The 15936-nt window shown below is 58.8% G+C and carries 9 protein-coding genes and 1 pseudogene; all 10 read right to left on the bottom strand.

Translation table 11 applies throughout. From position 1 onward, the window contains the following. Window positions 1–56: 56 nt before the first annotated feature. Window positions 57–395: pseudogene (locus tag H3V09_RS09125) on the bottom strand (InlB B-repeat-containing protein); the annotation flags it as partial. A 16-nt stretch (window positions 396–411) separates the two neighbouring features. Continuing rightward, window positions 412–615, bottom strand: coding sequence for a hypothetical protein (locus H3V09_RS00245; protein ID WP_147438285.1), 204 nt, complete (start codon window positions 613–615; stop codon window positions 412–414). Window positions 616–856: 241 nt separating this feature from the next. Continuing rightward, entirely contained in the window at window positions 857–1522 is a 666-nt protein-coding gene (locus tag H3V09_RS00250; RefSeq protein WP_121913278.1) for a TetR/AcrR family transcriptional regulator, read from the bottom strand. Between the two features lie 6 nt (window positions 1523–1528). Next, window positions 1529–2296 carry an ABC transporter permease gene (locus H3V09_RS00255; RefSeq protein ID WP_183122251.1) on the bottom strand — a complete coding sequence of 256 codons (768 nt, stop codon included), beginning with the start codon at window positions 2294–2296 and terminating at the stop codon, window positions 1529–1531. Window positions 2297–2301: 5 nt separating this feature from the next. Next, window positions 2302–3273, bottom strand: a complete 972-nt coding sequence (locus H3V09_RS00260; RefSeq protein WP_183122250.1) for an ABC transporter ATP-binding protein — start codon at window positions 3271–3273, stop codon at window positions 2302–2304. A 1189-nt stretch (window positions 3274–4462) separates the two neighbouring features. Next, complete coding sequence (locus H3V09_RS00270; protein ID WP_121913274.1) at window positions 4463–8194, bottom strand: RCC1 domain-containing protein; 3732 nt, start codon at window positions 8192–8194, stop codon at window positions 4463–4465. Between the two features lie 474 nt (window positions 8195–8668). Then, entirely contained in the window at window positions 8669–12283 is a 3615-nt protein-coding gene (locus H3V09_RS00275; protein ID WP_332460987.1) for an RCC1 domain-containing protein, read from the bottom strand. 545 nt (window positions 12284–12828) lie between these two features. After that, a complete protein-coding gene (locus H3V09_RS00285) occupies window positions 12829–13392 on the bottom strand; it encodes a hypothetical protein (protein WP_121913272.1) in 564 nt (187 codons plus the stop codon). Between the two features lie 277 nt (window positions 13393–13669). Then, the gene (locus tag H3V09_RS00290) at window positions 13670–14734 is read right to left on the bottom strand and encodes a hypothetical protein (RefSeq protein ID WP_121913271.1); all 1065 of its coding nucleotides are present in this window, start codon (window positions 14732–14734) and stop codon (window positions 13670–13672) included. A gap of 135 nt (window positions 14735–14869) precedes the next feature. Beyond that, on the bottom strand, window positions 14870–15721 hold the full coding sequence (locus tag H3V09_RS00295; RefSeq protein ID WP_186363862.1) for an AraC family transcriptional regulator: 852 nt from the start codon (window positions 15719–15721) through the stop codon (window positions 14870–14872). Window positions 15722–15936: the final 215 nt, after the last annotated feature.

Raw genomic sequence — 15936 nt, forward strand, 5'->3', positions numbered from 1 at the left:
CCTTTGGATGGCCCATGCCAGGGGATGAGATTCCATGAACCTTTTTTGCTGGTCCAGTGGGCTTGCAGGGTGATGTCTTTGTTGACGGGCTGGCTGAAGTCGTAGGCGATGTCGCCGGTGAACCAGCCGTCGAACAGGTAGCCGTCCCTGGTCGGGTCGGCCGGTCTTGCGGCCCGGCTTCCGTCGTTGACGTTCTGGGTTGAGCTGGTGTGCTGGTCCTCGTCGGAGAAGGTGACGGTGTGTGTGGTTGAGGATCGTGTCAGCAGGGAGCGGCTGTCGTCGTTGGGCGTGGGTTGTGCGGACGGCGTCGGGTTTGTTGGATGTAAGGGTGATGGAGTGGCCAGTGGTGACTGGGCTGTTTTTGATATGGCGGCTGGCGTTGCCTTGCTGGAGATAGTGCCGGAATTTTGCTTAGCTACGCGAGGGGTCTGACGACCCCCCCCCCCCGGTGCCTTCTGCTATGGTCGGCGCGTTGGTGCCGGCCATAGCAGGCTCACTGGCCGTAGTGCTGGCATCGGCGCTGGTGCAGGCAAGGAGGCCTAGAGGCAGGATGACAGATAGCAGAAAACTGACGGCTGCAGCTGGTCTGATCGACATGTGCTGATGCTGACGCATATTAAGCATGATCCCCTTCCCCAAAGGCTGACGCTGCCGACCGCTGCCGGTAAGACACCCTCGGAGGCTTCCTAGACGTTTTGCGCGTCCCTATCCCTTTTTATGAGGGTGTGAACAGAAAGCCCTGCATCCTCCAACTATACTACCTGAGGATAAAATCCTCTCAGGTGGAATGTCGAGGGAACATCGCCAAACAGGACTTCTGATGCAGTGGCCCGCTGAATTGGTCGGCAGTTCCGGATCAGGCAGGCCAACCGGCGATCAGGGCGTGCAGGCCCTTGCGGTAGCTGGTCTCCATAAGGGCATAGATTCCGTCGTCCGTAGAATCAAACAGCGTCTTTAGATCATCGAATCCTTGGGCATCCTCGGCCAGCTTTTTTGCCAGTTCCGTATTGGTCTGGCCACCCGCACCGCCGACCGGGGGAGAGGCCTGGGCGATGGCGCTGCCCAAGGTCAGTCCGGCCAGGCTATTGAGTAGGTGGATGGTGTCTGAATCGACCTTGAGCCCATGGGCGGTCAGCTGGTTCAACCAGGTGCTGACCATGTGGAAGGACTGGTCGGTGTTGATGGGATGCGTGGCCATGAGAGGGAGGGCCCGGGGATGCGAAAGCAGCGTCCGGTGAACCTGGAGCATGACCTCTTCCAGCGCTTGCCGCCATCCCATGCCCTGGGGTATGGAGTCGAGGTCGGTGGCTGACTGCCAGATGAGCTCGACGATCCCATCAAGCAGGGCGGCCTTGCTGGGCACATGGCGGTAGATGGCTGGCCCGGACACCCCCATCTGCTTGCCCAGGGCGCGGATATTCAAGGCGTCCAGTCCGTGCTCATCGACGAAATATAGGGCAGAGCGCAAAATGTAGTCTCGGTTGAGCGTCGTCTTGACTGGTGCCTTGGGTGGGTCAGCCATGCTTACTCACTCCTTCCGCTGTACTCCTCTCTTGAATAGTACCGTTGCCAGGAGAGCCAGGGCGAGCAGGAAGGCCAGCAGGATACGCAGGTCAGGCCATACATCCGCCATTCCGGCATGGTCGAAATTGATTTTTCCCACGGCATCCATGGCCCAGTAGACGGGACTGCCCTTGGCCAGCTTCTGTGCCCAGTCGGGGAATCCGGAGACAGGGCTGAGGGCTCCGCCCATGCCAGCCAGGAGCATGCCAAGAATGTTGTTGAAGGACATGGCCATGTTCTGGGAGGACGAGAAGATGTAGAGCAGCAGGCCGAAGAGGGTCAGCACAATCGAAATGACCAGGCAGACCGCGGCCAGGGCCAGGACTGATCCATTGGGCCGATAGTGGTAGAGCGCCGTCCCGATCAGCATGACTAGAGAGACCTGGACCACCTGCACCATGAAGGACACGCTCAGTTTGGCCATGACCAGGTCGAAGAGGGAGACCGCCGACACCCGCATTCTGTCCCAGGTGTGCCATTCGTGCTCCTGGAAGAAAAGTTGGAGGACCAGCTGCAGGGAGAACATGGAGAAAAGGATGGCGAACCCCGGAAGCGCCTGCTCGGATCCGTTCGCACCCAGATGCCCCTGGGCTCGCAGTGAGTCCCGGTAGGAGGGCAGCATGAAAGGGATGATGATCAGGGGAATGGCCACGATGACCGCTTGCAGCCAGATGCTTCGAAGCTCGATTTTGAAATTCAGGCGGAACGCTGCCAGATATCCGTTGAAATGCATGGCGCTCACCTGTCTTCCCATGCCCGTGACCCGGCCGGGTCGCTTGAGGATGTACCCATGACGGTCATGTAGGCCGACTCGATGTCAGGCTGGACGATGGTGATTGATGCCAGACGGGCATTTTTCATGACCGGCTCCTGCAAGAGGCGGGCCAGCTCCTGCTCTGGACTGGACACCGGGTGATCGGGCTCCAGGAAGCCGTCTGCCGTCCGCCATCCCGGGACCTGGCCTGGGGCAGGGCCGACGAATGAGATACGCAGGGATGCCCGGGCATATTTATGGAGTACCTCCTGCAGGGGGCCCCGGACCTGGATCCGCCCGTCGATCAGGAAGGCCAGGTCCGCGCCCATCTCTTCCAATTCTTTGAGGTAGTGGGTGGTGTAGATGATGGTGGTGCCCTGTCGGCTCATGGCCTTGACCATGTCCAGTATTCTGGCGCGGGCTTCCACATCCGCCCCAACCGTCGGCTCGTCCAGGAAGAGCACCGGGGGATTGTGGACCATGGCCATGGCGGTGTGAAGGCGACGTTTCTGCCCTCCCGATAGATTCTCGGCTGCTGTTCCTGACTGGGAACCCAGCCCCATGAGCTCTATCAGCTCGTCGGCCCTTCTGCTGCCCTGCTTGGTGTTCAGCCCTTGCAGGCCGGCCATGCCACGTAGGTTGTCTCGGACACTGAGATGGGGATAGATGCCCAGGTCCTGGGGCGCGAGTCCGATGACCCGGCCGAAAATGCGTGAAGAGGTTCGATAAGGGTTGTGTCCCTCGACTGTGATGTGGCCCGAGTCCGGCTTACCCAGCCCGGTCAAGGCCGAGATCAGGGTTGATTTGCCTGCTCCGTTCCGACCCAGCAGACCCAGGATGCTTCCGCGTCTGACCTGAAGATCCACACCCTTGAGCACCTGCCTGCTCCCGAATGATTTGCGCACCTGTTGACAGGACAGGGCGTATTCCCCTGAATTGGTTCTTGCAGGATGCAAGGTATACCTCCTGATGATTGTTGCTGATTAACAATGTAAACTATAATAACATCGTTAACAATTAATCCCGCATCATTGTGTTTGCAACATCGGCTCTTGGTGGTGATTAGGAATATGAAACCGAGTAGGGATTTCATCCTTTAATGAGGATCTGTGCATTCTCTCGCGCAGTATGATCCAACAATGTTGATTTATCTGCAGTAATTACCAGCGGCATTTATCTGCAAAGTGTTTCTGATCTCTGTCGGGGCGATCTCGGCGCGCTCGCAGACACTTTGTTAATAGACGTTAGGGAGAGTGTGTTTTTCCTCATTATTGCAGTGAGTACTATGATTTTCGTTAGCAGTGTTGGGAATCCGATAACTACTCTTCGACGAAGAACTGATAGGGGATCTATGTCTACGGGTACCGGCTTGTTGGGTGCCATTGACACCGTGTTCTTCGCAGTCACCGCCTACTTCTATAGGTACTGGAAGCTGGTAGCAAGCTGTTCGATAATCGGATCTTGCCTGAACGCAAATACAATTACCGGCCTATGTTGTTCGATTAATCCTCGCGCACGAATCAGAAGCTGAGTTTCTTGAGGTTTTGATGGTGGTCGGGTCTTTTATGGTCCTGATCGTCCTTGTCTTGCTGAAACGTTTGAAGATTTGGACCCCGGTTGTCAAGGGATCTGCCCTAGACAGCCGTGCGGTCTTTGTTCTGCGGACGGTGGGGGACTTTCAATGTAGCGGGCTGTTGTCCAAGTGTGGGCCAGACACTCTTTCTGCTCACCGGGGCACGATTTTGTGCACTCCACTCTGCCTTGGGTTCGCTGTCGTTCTGGTCCTGCACTGAGGGCTTACAATTTTGCGAACACCAGTCTTTAGGATCCGGTTGAGGTAATGACAGTAGCGGTCTCTGGTCGAAGACTATTTTTGTAAGTGTTTATGAGGGAAAGCTCTCAACTTTGCAAAACTTCACTGAATGATATCCGTACGGATAATAGTCCTAAAAAGGACTCGATGATTTGACGAACTCGTCAAGGCTCTTTTATTGCTTATCTATAACTGGGCAGGAGAAAACAGCGAGCTAGGGGCGGGATGAAAGAGGTGGGTGGCTCCGTTGTGGTGTTGGGGATTGGCGGGGCCACCCTGGTCGGCCGGGCCGTCTTGGGGTACGGCCCGGCTTGCTTACTCGGGTGAAGATTCTAGACGTGCAGGATGCGGGCTTCCCGTCGGTGGCGTCCGGCTGCTGCTGCTCCGGCTGCGGCGAGCAGCCCGGCGGCGAGCAGGAGGATCATGGTGCCGTTGCCGCCCGTCAGGGGCAGGACGCCTTCGTAGGTGTAGGCCAGGTGTGCTGGTTCCTGTTTGGTGCCGCCCAGGGTCCAGTCCACGATGACATCGGCCTGCCCCGGATTGTGGGCGGGGGTGGCCAGGGTGACGGACCCGTCAGGGTTCTGCACCAGGGGGTCCACGGCCGTCTTGTCGAATTTGACGCCGTTGATCAGCAGTGCCGGGTTGAAGGCGACCAGGGTCGGGGTGCGGCTCTGTGCTGCGCTTCCGTTGCCGAGCTGGCCGTAATAGTTGTCGCCCCAGGCGTAGGCGTTGCCGTCCCGGCCGATGGCCAGGGAATGGTATTGCGCCGCGCTGACGCGCGTGGCCTGCAGGGATGCGCTGGCGCCGGCGGACGGGTCGGGGCTTCGCACTGTTGTGGGTGTCTGCAGCGGGTAGACGCTGCCGTTGCCTAATTGGCCGTAGGCGTTGTATCCCCATGCCCAGGTGTTGCCGGAGCTGTCGACGGCCAGGGAGTAAATGACTCCTGTGCTGATGCCGACGGCGGTGAAACTGCCTCTTCCACCCGGGTTCTTGACCGGTTCGGGGGCGGGCTGGTCGTAGGTGGAGCCGTTGCCGAGCTGGCCGGAGTTGTTGTGCCCCCAGCTCAGGACGGTCCCGTTCCTGTCGATGGCGAGGCCATGGTCCGTGCCTGCGCTGATCTGCGTGGCCTGCAGCCCTTTGCCTGGGTCATTGGGGCTGTTCGGGTCGCGCACCCTGGCGGGTGTGGCCGTGTAGGCGCTGCTGGTGCTGTTGTTGCCGAGCTGGCCGTAGTTGTTGTATCCCCAGGCGTATACGTTGCCGTCCTCGTCCAGGGCCATGACGAAGCTCCAGCCCAGGCTGACCCGCACCGCCTGCAGCCCCTGGCCGGATCCGTCGGGGGCGGCTGCCGGGGTCGGCGTCTTCCGCGGCTGGGTGAAGCTGGGGTTGAAGTTGCCGTCGCGGCTGTTGCCCTCGCTGCCCCAGGTGTAGACATGCCCGTCCGGGCTGATGGCCGCCGAGTCGTAGGCGCCGGCGCTGATCTGGACGGCCTTGAACGGCTGGCCATCTGCACCCTTGACGGGCAGCGGCCTGGAACGCTCGACGGTGGTGCCGTCGCCCAGCTGCCCGTGGTCGTTGGCGCCCCAGCTGTAGACGATGCCGTCGCTCCCGACGGCCAGCACGTGGAAGCCTCCCGCCACGGCCTGCGTGTAGGTGAACCCGGAATCCACGCCGTCCGGCAAGGGGATTTTAACCGGCTTGTTCTGCTTGGTTGTGTTGCCGATGCCCAGCTGCCCGTGCTGGTTGCTGCCCCAGGCGTAGGCGTTCCCGTCGCTGGCCACGCCAACGGAGAAGCCCGCCGCATCACTCATCTGGTAGCCGCCGGCGCTGACCTGGCTGAAGCGGACGCCTCTATTGGCCTTGGGCGGGATGATGGTCGCCCGCTGGCCGCCCAGCACGTTGCCCTTGCCCGGGCTGATCGACCAGCCGGAATCTTTCTCAGGGCTCCAATGCGCGACCAGGGTCATGTCCGCGGTGACCGGCTGGCTGAAATCGTACGCCACATCGGATTTGCCATTGGCGTCCTTGAGGAACCAACCATCAAACAGACAGCCGTCCGCCTTCAGATCGGGGTACGGGCGCATCGCCTGCCGGCCCTCAGTAACGGACTGGTTTTGGGGCATGTCGGAAGACGTTGGACAGGAGTTGTCTTGGTTGCTGAAGGAGACAGTGTATTTTGGTCCGTCGTATCGATAGGTCAAATGCACATCCGGCTGCGACGCCCCATTTATGGTCCATTGGACAGTCACGTCCGCCTTCCCCTTTGCATGCGGCGGGGCAGTGGCGCTCCAAGTGTTGTCATTCGTGTTCTTCGACAGGTCTTTAATAGCGGTTCCGTCGAACTTAATGCCAGTGAGGTCGGGTGTGCCGAGGGTCGACACTACTCCGCGTTCTTTATCGCCGGCGGCGCCGTGCCCTAGCTCGCCGTAATAGTTAAAGCCCCAGGTATACAGGTAGCCGTCTGAGCCGAGTCCCATGGTATAGCCATTGTTTATGCTGGCCTGCTTCCAGGTGAAGTCATTTTGGTTACTGTCTGGCTTGGTCACAATTCCTGGGCCGCTTACTGGTGTAGCGTGTCCAAGCTCGCCGTCTCCGTCTGTTCCCCAGCTGTAGAGGTTGCCGTCTGAGCCGAGCCCCACAGAGTGGTAGTCAGTCGTCATGCAGTCAATGTAGTTGATGTTGGCAGGTTTATAGACAGCTGCCGGACGATTGGCGGCATTGAGGCTCAGGTCGCGTCCCAGCATGACTTCTTGAAGATCCGAACCCCAGGTATAGATGTTTCCATCCGAGCCAAGGGCCATGGAATTGTAATGGGCTGATCCCGTCTGGAGCCATGTGAAGTCGCTGGGAACACCTGCGGGCTTGTCAATCTTGCCAGGAATAGGATTCTTTCTTGTATTAGTGGTGTCGCGGCCCAGTTGATCGAAGTCGTTGTTTCCCCAGCTGTAGAGGTTGCCGTCTGAACCGATTGCAATCGTATCGTAGAACCCTCCGTTAGCCTGAACCCAGGAGAAATCGGATGATGTATTTGCAGGTTTGTCGACCTTAGCCGGTTCTTTGACTTGCTGAGTTTCCCCATCATGACCCAGTTGTCCATACTCGTTCCACCCCCAGCTGTAGAGATTTCCAAGGGAATCAAAAGCCATAGCGTGGTTTGCTGTTGCTTTGATGCGGGTGAATTTGATGGTGTCTTGCTTGTCTACAGGCCTCGGTGTTTGGTCACCGCCGAAGAGATTGTAAACACCGTCGCGTCCAAGCTCATATAAGTCGTTGTCTCCCCAACTATAGAGAATGCCATCAGAACCGAGAGCCAGGGCAAAAGTGTTTCCTGCGCTGACCTGAACCCATGTGAAGTCGGATGGTACGTTTGCGGGTCTGTCGACCTTGCCGGGTGTGGGGTTTGGATCGTATAGGCTACTGCTGGCTGTTCGACCAAGCTGGCCTTTCTGGTTGGAACCCCAGCTGTAGATGTTGCCGTCTGATCCCAATGCCACAGCAAAGTTATTTCCTGCGCTGATCTGACTGAACCGAATATTGGGTATGACGGGCGGGGTAAGAGTGACCTTGGTGTTGCCGCTCGCGGGTCCATGGACGGGATCGAGGCTCCACGTGCTGGAGCCTTGTATCCAGTGGGCTGTCAGGGTGATATCGCTGGTGACCGGCTGACTGAAGTCATAGGCGACGGGTGTGTCTCCTATGAGCCATCCGTCGAACACATAGCCGATTCTTGAGGGATTTGCGGGTCGCTTTACACGGTTTCCGTCCGTGATCTTTTGTTCTGTGCTGGTTTGCTGTTCAGGGTCGTTGAAAGTGACGGTATGTTGAGCGGATGACCGTGGTTGTGATTGATCAACGCTTTTATTAGGTGCTGGGATGGTGGGTGACGGCAGCTGCGCTGTATTTAGCGGGGAGGTTGTTGTTAGGGGCGATGGTGTAGAGAGGGGTGAAGTTGGAGACGTTGCTTTACTGGGGGAAATACCGGAATTTTGCTTAGCTACGCGAGGGGTCTGACGACCCCCCCCCCCCGGTGCCGCCTGTTGTGGCAGGCGCGCTCGCGCCGGCCACAACAGGTTCGCTAGTAGCCGTGTCGGCCGCAGCGAGACCGCCGGCGATCAGACTTGTCGGCAGGATGACGGCGATCAGAAGGCTGGCGGTTATAACCGGACGGCTATGCGTGTTCGTATGCTGACGCATGTTAAGCATGATCCCCTTCCCCAGGACCTGCGGCTTCATGCCCGGAACTCCCCAGTCCGGATCCCCTGCCGCACGCCGGGCTCAATCCCGGCCTTATCTGCAATAACTTTATCACTCCGGCGGACTTATTTATGCAGACCTTGTCAGGGCCTAGGAGAAGCGAGCTATAAGTCTGTATCAGGCATCATCCTGATTGTTCGTTATCGCTGCAGATGGGGTTGGCGTGGGAGTGGGATTCTAATGAAGTGAGGTGGGTGGCTCCGTTGTGTTGGGGGATTGGCGGGGCCACCCTGGTTTGGCCGGGCCGTCTTGGGGTACGGCCCGGCTTGCTTACTCGGGTGAAGATTCTAGACGTGCAGGATGCGGGCTTCCCGTCGGTGGCGTCCGGCTGCGGCGGCGCCGGCTGCGGCGAGCAGCCCGGCGGCGAGCAGGAGGATCATGGTCCCATCGCCGCCCGTCAGTGGCAGGACGCCTTCGTAGGTGTAGGCCAGGCGCGCCTGGGTCTGGCCGGCGCCGCCCAGGGTCCAGTCCACGATCACGTCGGCCAGTCCCGGACTGTGGGCGGGGGTGACCAGGGTGACGGACCCGTCAGGGTTCTGTTGCAGGGTGCCGACCACTGTCTGGTCGAACTTGACACCGGTGATCAGCAGCTTGGGGTTGAAGGCGGCCAGGGCCGGGGTGCGGCTCTGTGTCGTGTCGTTTCCGGTGCCGAGCTGGTCGTACTGGTTGTCGCCCCAACTGTACGTGTTGCCGTCCTGGCCGACGGCCAGGGAGTGGTTTCGTCCTGCGCTGATTCGTGCGGATGCGAGCCCGGTGCCGGCGCTGCCCTGGCCCGCGGGCGGCGACACGCGTATGGGCGCGGGTTGGTCGCTGGTGGTGTTGTCGCCGAGCTGGCCGTCGCTGTTCCATCCCCATGCCCAGGCTGCGCCGTTCCGGTCGATGGCCAGGGAGTGGTGCACGCCGGCGCTGACCCATGCGGCCTCGAATGCTTGGCCTGGGTTTGCGGGATCCTGGATCTGTTTGGGTCTGGGCCTGCTGGTTGTCGACCCGTCGCCCAGCTGCCCGCGGTCGTTGTACCCCCATGCCCAGGCGGTGCCGTCCTGGCCGATGGCCAGGGCGTGGTTGGCTCCGGCGCTGACCTGCGTGGCTTTGAAGGTCTTGCTCGTGTCCTTGGGGTCGGGCACGCGTGCCGGGTCGGCGGCGTACGTGGTGCTGTATACCCCCGTGGCTGTGCCGTTGCCGAACTGCCCGTAGTTGTTGTATCCCCAGGTGTAGAGGCTGCCATCCGTGTCCATGGCCATGACGAAGCTCCAGCCCAGGCTGACCTGGGCCGCGTGCAGCCCCTGGCTGGAGCCGTTGGGGTCCTTGGCCAGGGTCGGGGTCGGTTTGGGTGTGCTGTATGCGGTGAAGTTGTTGTTTTCACTGCCCCAGGTGTAGACGCGCCCATCCGGGCTGATGGCCGCCGAGTCGAAGGCGCCGGCGCTCACCTGGACGGCCTTGAAGGGCTGGCCGTCCGCACCCTTGACTGGCAGCGGCTTGGTACGGTTTGCGTCCACATTGCCGTTGCCGAGCTGCCCGTGCTCGTTGGCCCCCCAGGCGTAGACGATGCCGTCGCTGCCGACGGCCAGCACATGGTAGCCGCCCGCCACGGCCTGCTTGTAGGTGAACCCGGAGGCCACGCCAGCCGGCAGGGGAACCCTGACCGGCGTCTTCTGCGGAGTGCTGCCGGCGGTGCCCTGGCCCAGCTGGCCATGCTGGTTGCTGCCCCAGGCGTAGGCGTTCCCGTCACTGGCCACGCCCACGGAGAAGCCTTGGAAATCCCCGGCCTGGAAGCCGCCGGCGCTGACCTGGCTGAAACGGATGCCGCGGCTCAGTCTGGGCGGGGTGATGGTCGCCCGCTGGCCGCCCAGCACGTTGCCCTTGTCTGGGCTGATCGACCAGCCGCCGGTGCTGGTAGGGCTCCAATGGGCGACCAGGGTGATGTCCGCGGTGACCGGCTGGCTGAAATCATAAGCCACCTTGGAATCCCCTTTGGCGTCCTTGAGGAACCAGCCATCAAACAGGAAACCGGCCGCCTTGGGATCAGGATACGGACGCTTCGCCCGACTGCATTCGTATACATATTGGTTGGAGGGTATGCCAGAGACGGGTGCATTCACGCTACCTTGGGCGAAAGTGACTGTATATGGGCCATCGTAAGTGTACGAGAGGCGTGCGTCTGGTCGTATTCCGTTCAAGCTCCAGGCAATGACTGCGTCCACCTTTCCCTTTGCATGCTGGGGTGTGGTGACGCTCCAGGTGCCGTCGGCGTTGGCCGTCAGGTTCGTTCCCACTGTCCCACCGAAGTCGACGGAGCTGGGAGTGGCCGTGTCAGGGAAGGATGCGGGCTTTGGTGTTCGGGCACCTGTTGATGTGCCGACATTGTCGGTGAGCCCTAGTTGGCCATACTGGTTGTTGCCCCAACTGTAAAGGTTGCCGTCAGAGCCTACGGTCAAAAGATAATCGTCTCCAGCGCTGACCTGTGTGAAGGTGATTTGGCTGGGAGCGCCTGAGATAGGCGTCTTTCCGTACTTTCCCCAACCGTAGAGCTTGCCATCGGATCCCAGTGCCAGTGTGGTTCCTCTTCCTACGCCAGCTTGTGTGAAGCTGACTCCGCTTACGGTGAGCTTGTCTGGATTGACGTAGAAGGCGGTGGATCCGGTAGCGCCTCGTCCTATCTGTCCATTGTCGTTCCAGCCCCAGGTGTACAGGCTGCCATCAGCGGTGAGAGCAAGGGAGGAGTCGCTTTTTGCGCTGATCTGGGTAATAGTGAGGGTATCGGGTACTTGGACTTTTACAGGTGTAGTGCTCCAGTAGGAGCTTGAGTCGCCGTTGCCCAATTGCCCATGGTTATTGCTGCCCCAGCTGTAGATTTTGCCATCTGAGCCTATCGCCAAGGCATGATCGTACCCTGCGCTGACCCTACTCCATGGGCCTGTTGCTGTTGACGGATTCTTGATGGGGCCAGGTTTGATATGGGTCTGCGAGTCCCGGCTACCGTTTCCCAGCTGCCCTAGTTGGTTGTATCCCCAGCTGTACAAAATGCCGTTGGAACCGATTGCCATAGAAGATCTGCCCCCTGCGCTGGCCTGCGACCAGGTAAAGGACCCTGTGGTTCCTGCGGGCTTTGTTACCAGGCCTGGCTGGGCGTCCTTTGTGGCTGATCCAATACTGCGGCCCAGCTGACCGTATTGGTTGATGCCCCAGCTGTAGAGGTTGCCGTCCGAGCCTATGGCCAGAGAATGGTCATATCCTGCGCTGGCCTGCACCCAGGTAAAGTTGTCTGATACTCCCGCGGGTTTGGCGACCAGGCCCGGCTTGGCATCATATGTAGCCGATCCAATGTTGCGTCCTAGTTGCCCATTCTGGTTGCTGCCCCAGCTGTAGAGGTTGCCATCTGAGCCTATGGCCAGAGAGTGGCTGTTGCCGGCGCTGATTTGGCCGAATCGGAGGCCTTGGGCCGCAGGCGGCGTAATGGTGATTTTGGTATTGCCGGTTTCAGGCCCATGATCAGGGCTGATGCCCCAGGTGCCAGCACCCTTGGTCCACTTGGCGGTGAGTGTCAGATTGCCGGTGACCGGCTGGTTGAAGTCATAAGCGACGGAGGTATTGCCGATGAACCATCCGTCGAAAAGGTAGCCGTCCTTGGTCGGGTCGGTTGGCCGTATTGCGCGCTCGCCATCTGTGATTGTCTGAGTTGTATTGGAGCCTTGAGGGTTGCTGAAAGTAACGGTGTATTGGGTGTTTGAGCGCGTTTGTGGGAGATTATGGGCTGTGTTGCCTATGTTGCGGGTGTTCTCTGGCGTGGAATGCAGAGGAGAAGAAGTGGCTAGCGGGGAATATGTGCTTAGCGGAGATGGTGAAGCTAGTGGAGATTCAGGTGTTGTCGGTGTGCTGAGCGATGTTGCCTTGCTGGAGGAAATGCCGGAATTTTGCTTAGCTACGCGAGGAGTTTGACGACCCCCCCCCCCCGGTGCCTTCTAGTGCGGCTGGCGCGGTAGTGTCGGCCGCACTAGGTTCGTTTGCAGCAGTGTCAGCTGTGGCAAAACTGCCTGCGATAAGGCTTGCGGGCAGGATTATGGCGAGCAGAATACTGACGGCCATAGCTGGTCTACCTATTGTGTGCGAATGCTGACGCATGCTAATTACGATCCCCTTCCCCCAGGAACAGCGGCCAAGCTATCGGATACCCCCATCTTTCAGGCCAGCCGTAGGCCAGGTACAATCCCGACAATCTGAAACAACTTTATCATACCTGGCCTTGTAACACTCAGGCTATAGCTGCACTGTGGCTTCTTAACGACGATATTCGGGCCGTAAAGGTTGTTGAATATCGGGTTTCGTTGCTTACTGTTCCACGACTTCAGAGGTTCCAGACGGCAGGCAGAGTGGGACGCACGTCTGCTGTTTTATACGTAGCTGCTTTCGGTAAACTTCCTGCAGCTCGATTGCATCGCTGGTCTGGCCTCTATAAGTTTCGGATATGCGGGTCGAGCAACGCAATTAATTTGGTCCCACTCGGTTGGTTGCAAGAGAGCTTGTGTGGGTTGCCTTGCGCGATCTCGATTTGTGCGAATGGGAAGAAATTCTTTCCGTCACCTGCTGGGTAATTTATGTCAGAAGAAGAACGCTGCATGGCTTGCCCGTTCACCTTGCATTGCGCGGCATCAGTCCGCTTGAGGTCGGCTCGCTGTGCCAGTACATACAGGGTTCCCGATTTGTTTGCAGAGATGGTTTTGACACTGCCGTCACCAGAAACGTTGTACTTTGTCAACGATGAAAGATAATTGGAGACCTGTTTTACTGATGGCTCTGACCTATTCGATCCCTGGCAACCCGAGAACAGGGCCACACTCATCAATACTGCTACGAGGGCAATTATTTGTTTTTTCCAGATAGCCCCAGCTGTTCTTGCTTTGCTGCGGAATTGGGCTGGCAATGCCGTGAGCCGTCCCACGCGTACCCGGGAATCCCGCTCATGCGCCTCTGCAGGATCAAAGTCTGTCTGTCCAAAAGCCTTTGTCTCCTTCATCAGTTCTCCTTACGCAGGTGGTGGAGGGTTCACAACATTGTTAATTAGATTGATTTAAGTCTCATAACTCAGAAGAGCGGTTATTAGCTGAGGCAAGTATATCTCTTTCTCCAAGTATACAAAATACTTGCCGACTCAATATTTGCCGACTCGTATCATTCGCGGTCGAATGCTGGCCATATTTACCTGGTTAGCCGCCACTCTTCCTTCCTGTTAATCGGGTTAACATCACGAGCGATCCCCACTGTCAGCAGGCCCGAAGTCACAGCGGGTGCTCTCAGGGCAGCTGGTCCATATGCCCGCTGTAGTCATGGTTGACCGGGTTGGTGTTCCAGGGGTAGGGCAGTGCGGTCTGCGGGTATATGTCCGCCAGCAGGTCGTAGCCGGTCGGGTCGTATTCGCGTAGCTCGTTCCTGGTGTTGAGTGGGCCCCGGACGCCGTCCCAGTTGTCGTCGGCGCTCTCAGCCATGACGTTGAACCACATGGAGGTCAGGGTAGCGAAGTACTCCTCGATGTTGCCCATCAAGTAGGTGTGGGGCCAGAGACCCGTCTCCTGTGCATGGCTGTAGGCGGCTTGGATTCGGTGAGCCAGGCTCTGATCCTCAAGGCGGTTGATGCCCAGAAGGTGGATGGCGTGGCCGAATTCATGGGCCAGTATGGACTCATTGGGGTAGCGGGTCTGGTGTACGCCCTCGGTGATGCGTTCGATGTTGGCGGCGGAGATGGAAGTGATCGGGTCGCCGATCATGCCTCCATAGCCTTCCACCGGCCGATCCATGATCTGGGCACCGCCGCGATGCTCGGGTATGTCATAGACGTCCTCGTGCAGCCCATAGATGGCGACCCTGGCGCCCTCGGCGATCATGGTCTTGGCTACCTGCGGCGATGCGGACAGCATGGTGTCGATCAGTTCGGCCGCCAGCAGCCGGGTGTGGTGCTTGACGTCGTCCGACGATTCGATGGGGATGCCACAGCGGCAGTTGGTGAACTGGGTGTACTGATAGTGCCAGTTGTTGACCACGATCTCGACCTCCGGGTCGGCATGCTGGCCTTGTCGGTTGACGATGGCCGCGTCCGCACGTATGGTCAGGCGTCCCAGGACAGTGAAATCCAAGGGTTCCCTGGTGATCAGCGTGGACCGTTTTTTGATGGGTTCATAGACGTTGAGCAGGTTCCACTCCACGTCGGTCCTCTCCATCAGTGGCAGAGGATGCTCGTCCAGGGAAAGGCGGAAATGCCGGGGATCGGCGGCTCCTTTCACCTCCTGATCCCAGTAGAGTTCGATGCGTCGAGAATCGATCATCTGGCTGAAAATCACCCGGGGTGGATTGGTATGAGGCATTGGGGATCTCCCTTCATTGCGGAATCACCTTGTTGTTTTCATCCTATGGGACTTATGGGCGAAACCTCTTTGGCGGGGAGGATTGAGTCAATAAAAACCACCTATTGTTCCCTTCGCTCGACCCTGTGGTCGGCTTCAGTGGGAGTTGAAGTGGCGCTGATGAAAGGTTCTGCGGTAGCGTGTGGGGCTGATGCCGGTGCTGCGTTTGAACACCTTCATGAAGTATTTGTCGTCCTTGTAACCGACGATGGCCCCGATGCTTTCCACTGTGTCGTCGGTCTCCACCAGCAGCGACTTGGCCGCCTCCATGCGGAAGCGTTCGATCTCCTGGGAAATGGTGATGCCGAACTTCTGCCGGTATTTGCGAGACAGGTAGCTCTTGTTGTAGTTGAAGTAGTCGGCGATCTGCCCCAGGCTGATGGGTCCCAGAGCGTGGATGCGGATCCAGTCGCGCACCGGCTGCAGCTCGTGCAGATTCATGGATTGGGTGTGCAGCAGCTGCCTGGTCTGCATAGTCACCTCGTAGAGCACGCAGGCCAGGATGGCGTTCAGATAGCGTTGGTCGCCGTGCATCTGGCAGACGTCCAGCAGTTGGTTGGTGATGACGGTGATTCGATCCATGAGCAGATTCTCACTGTAGGCAGGCAGGAGGATGCTCGAAGTCTCATCAACAATGGGGTCATCGCCAGTGCCCTCGACTGGGGTCAGGCCGGGCAGACTGAAATGCATCCAATCGAACTTCAGGCTTTCGGTGATGGTGCGGAATCCCTTGTGCTCCAGTTCGGGCGGGACGATCAGGAAGGTGCCGGGCCCGACCATGTAGCGTGTGTCGCCAATCTGCAGGGGCAGCAAGCCTTGGATGTTGCAGATGATTTCGAAGGTGCTGATGATGCGTCTGCTGTGCTGCCAGCCCGGGTCGCCGATGAAGGTGCCGGCAGAGACCAGCTCGGGCTGGGGATGGCTTTCCTGGTCATAGAACAATGTCATGAAAGTCGACCTCTCATCGGGAAGAATCGGTAAAAATGCTCCACGTATTGTGAATTCTAAGCCACCAGACACGAAATGCACCCCCGTTACCATTGAAGTCAGCATAGGCAGTGGGGCCTAAGCAAGTCAGAAGGAGACGGAACGACTGTGGCAGACCGGACCATACCAGCGCAGGGATTGGTGACCCAGGTGGCTGTAAAGAATCTATACCTCAA

The organism is Bifidobacterium sp. M0399 (assembly GCF_016100595.1).
GTDB classification, from domain to species: domain Bacteria; phylum Actinomycetota; class Actinomycetes; order Actinomycetales; family Bifidobacteriaceae; genus Bombiscardovia; species Bombiscardovia polysaccharolytica.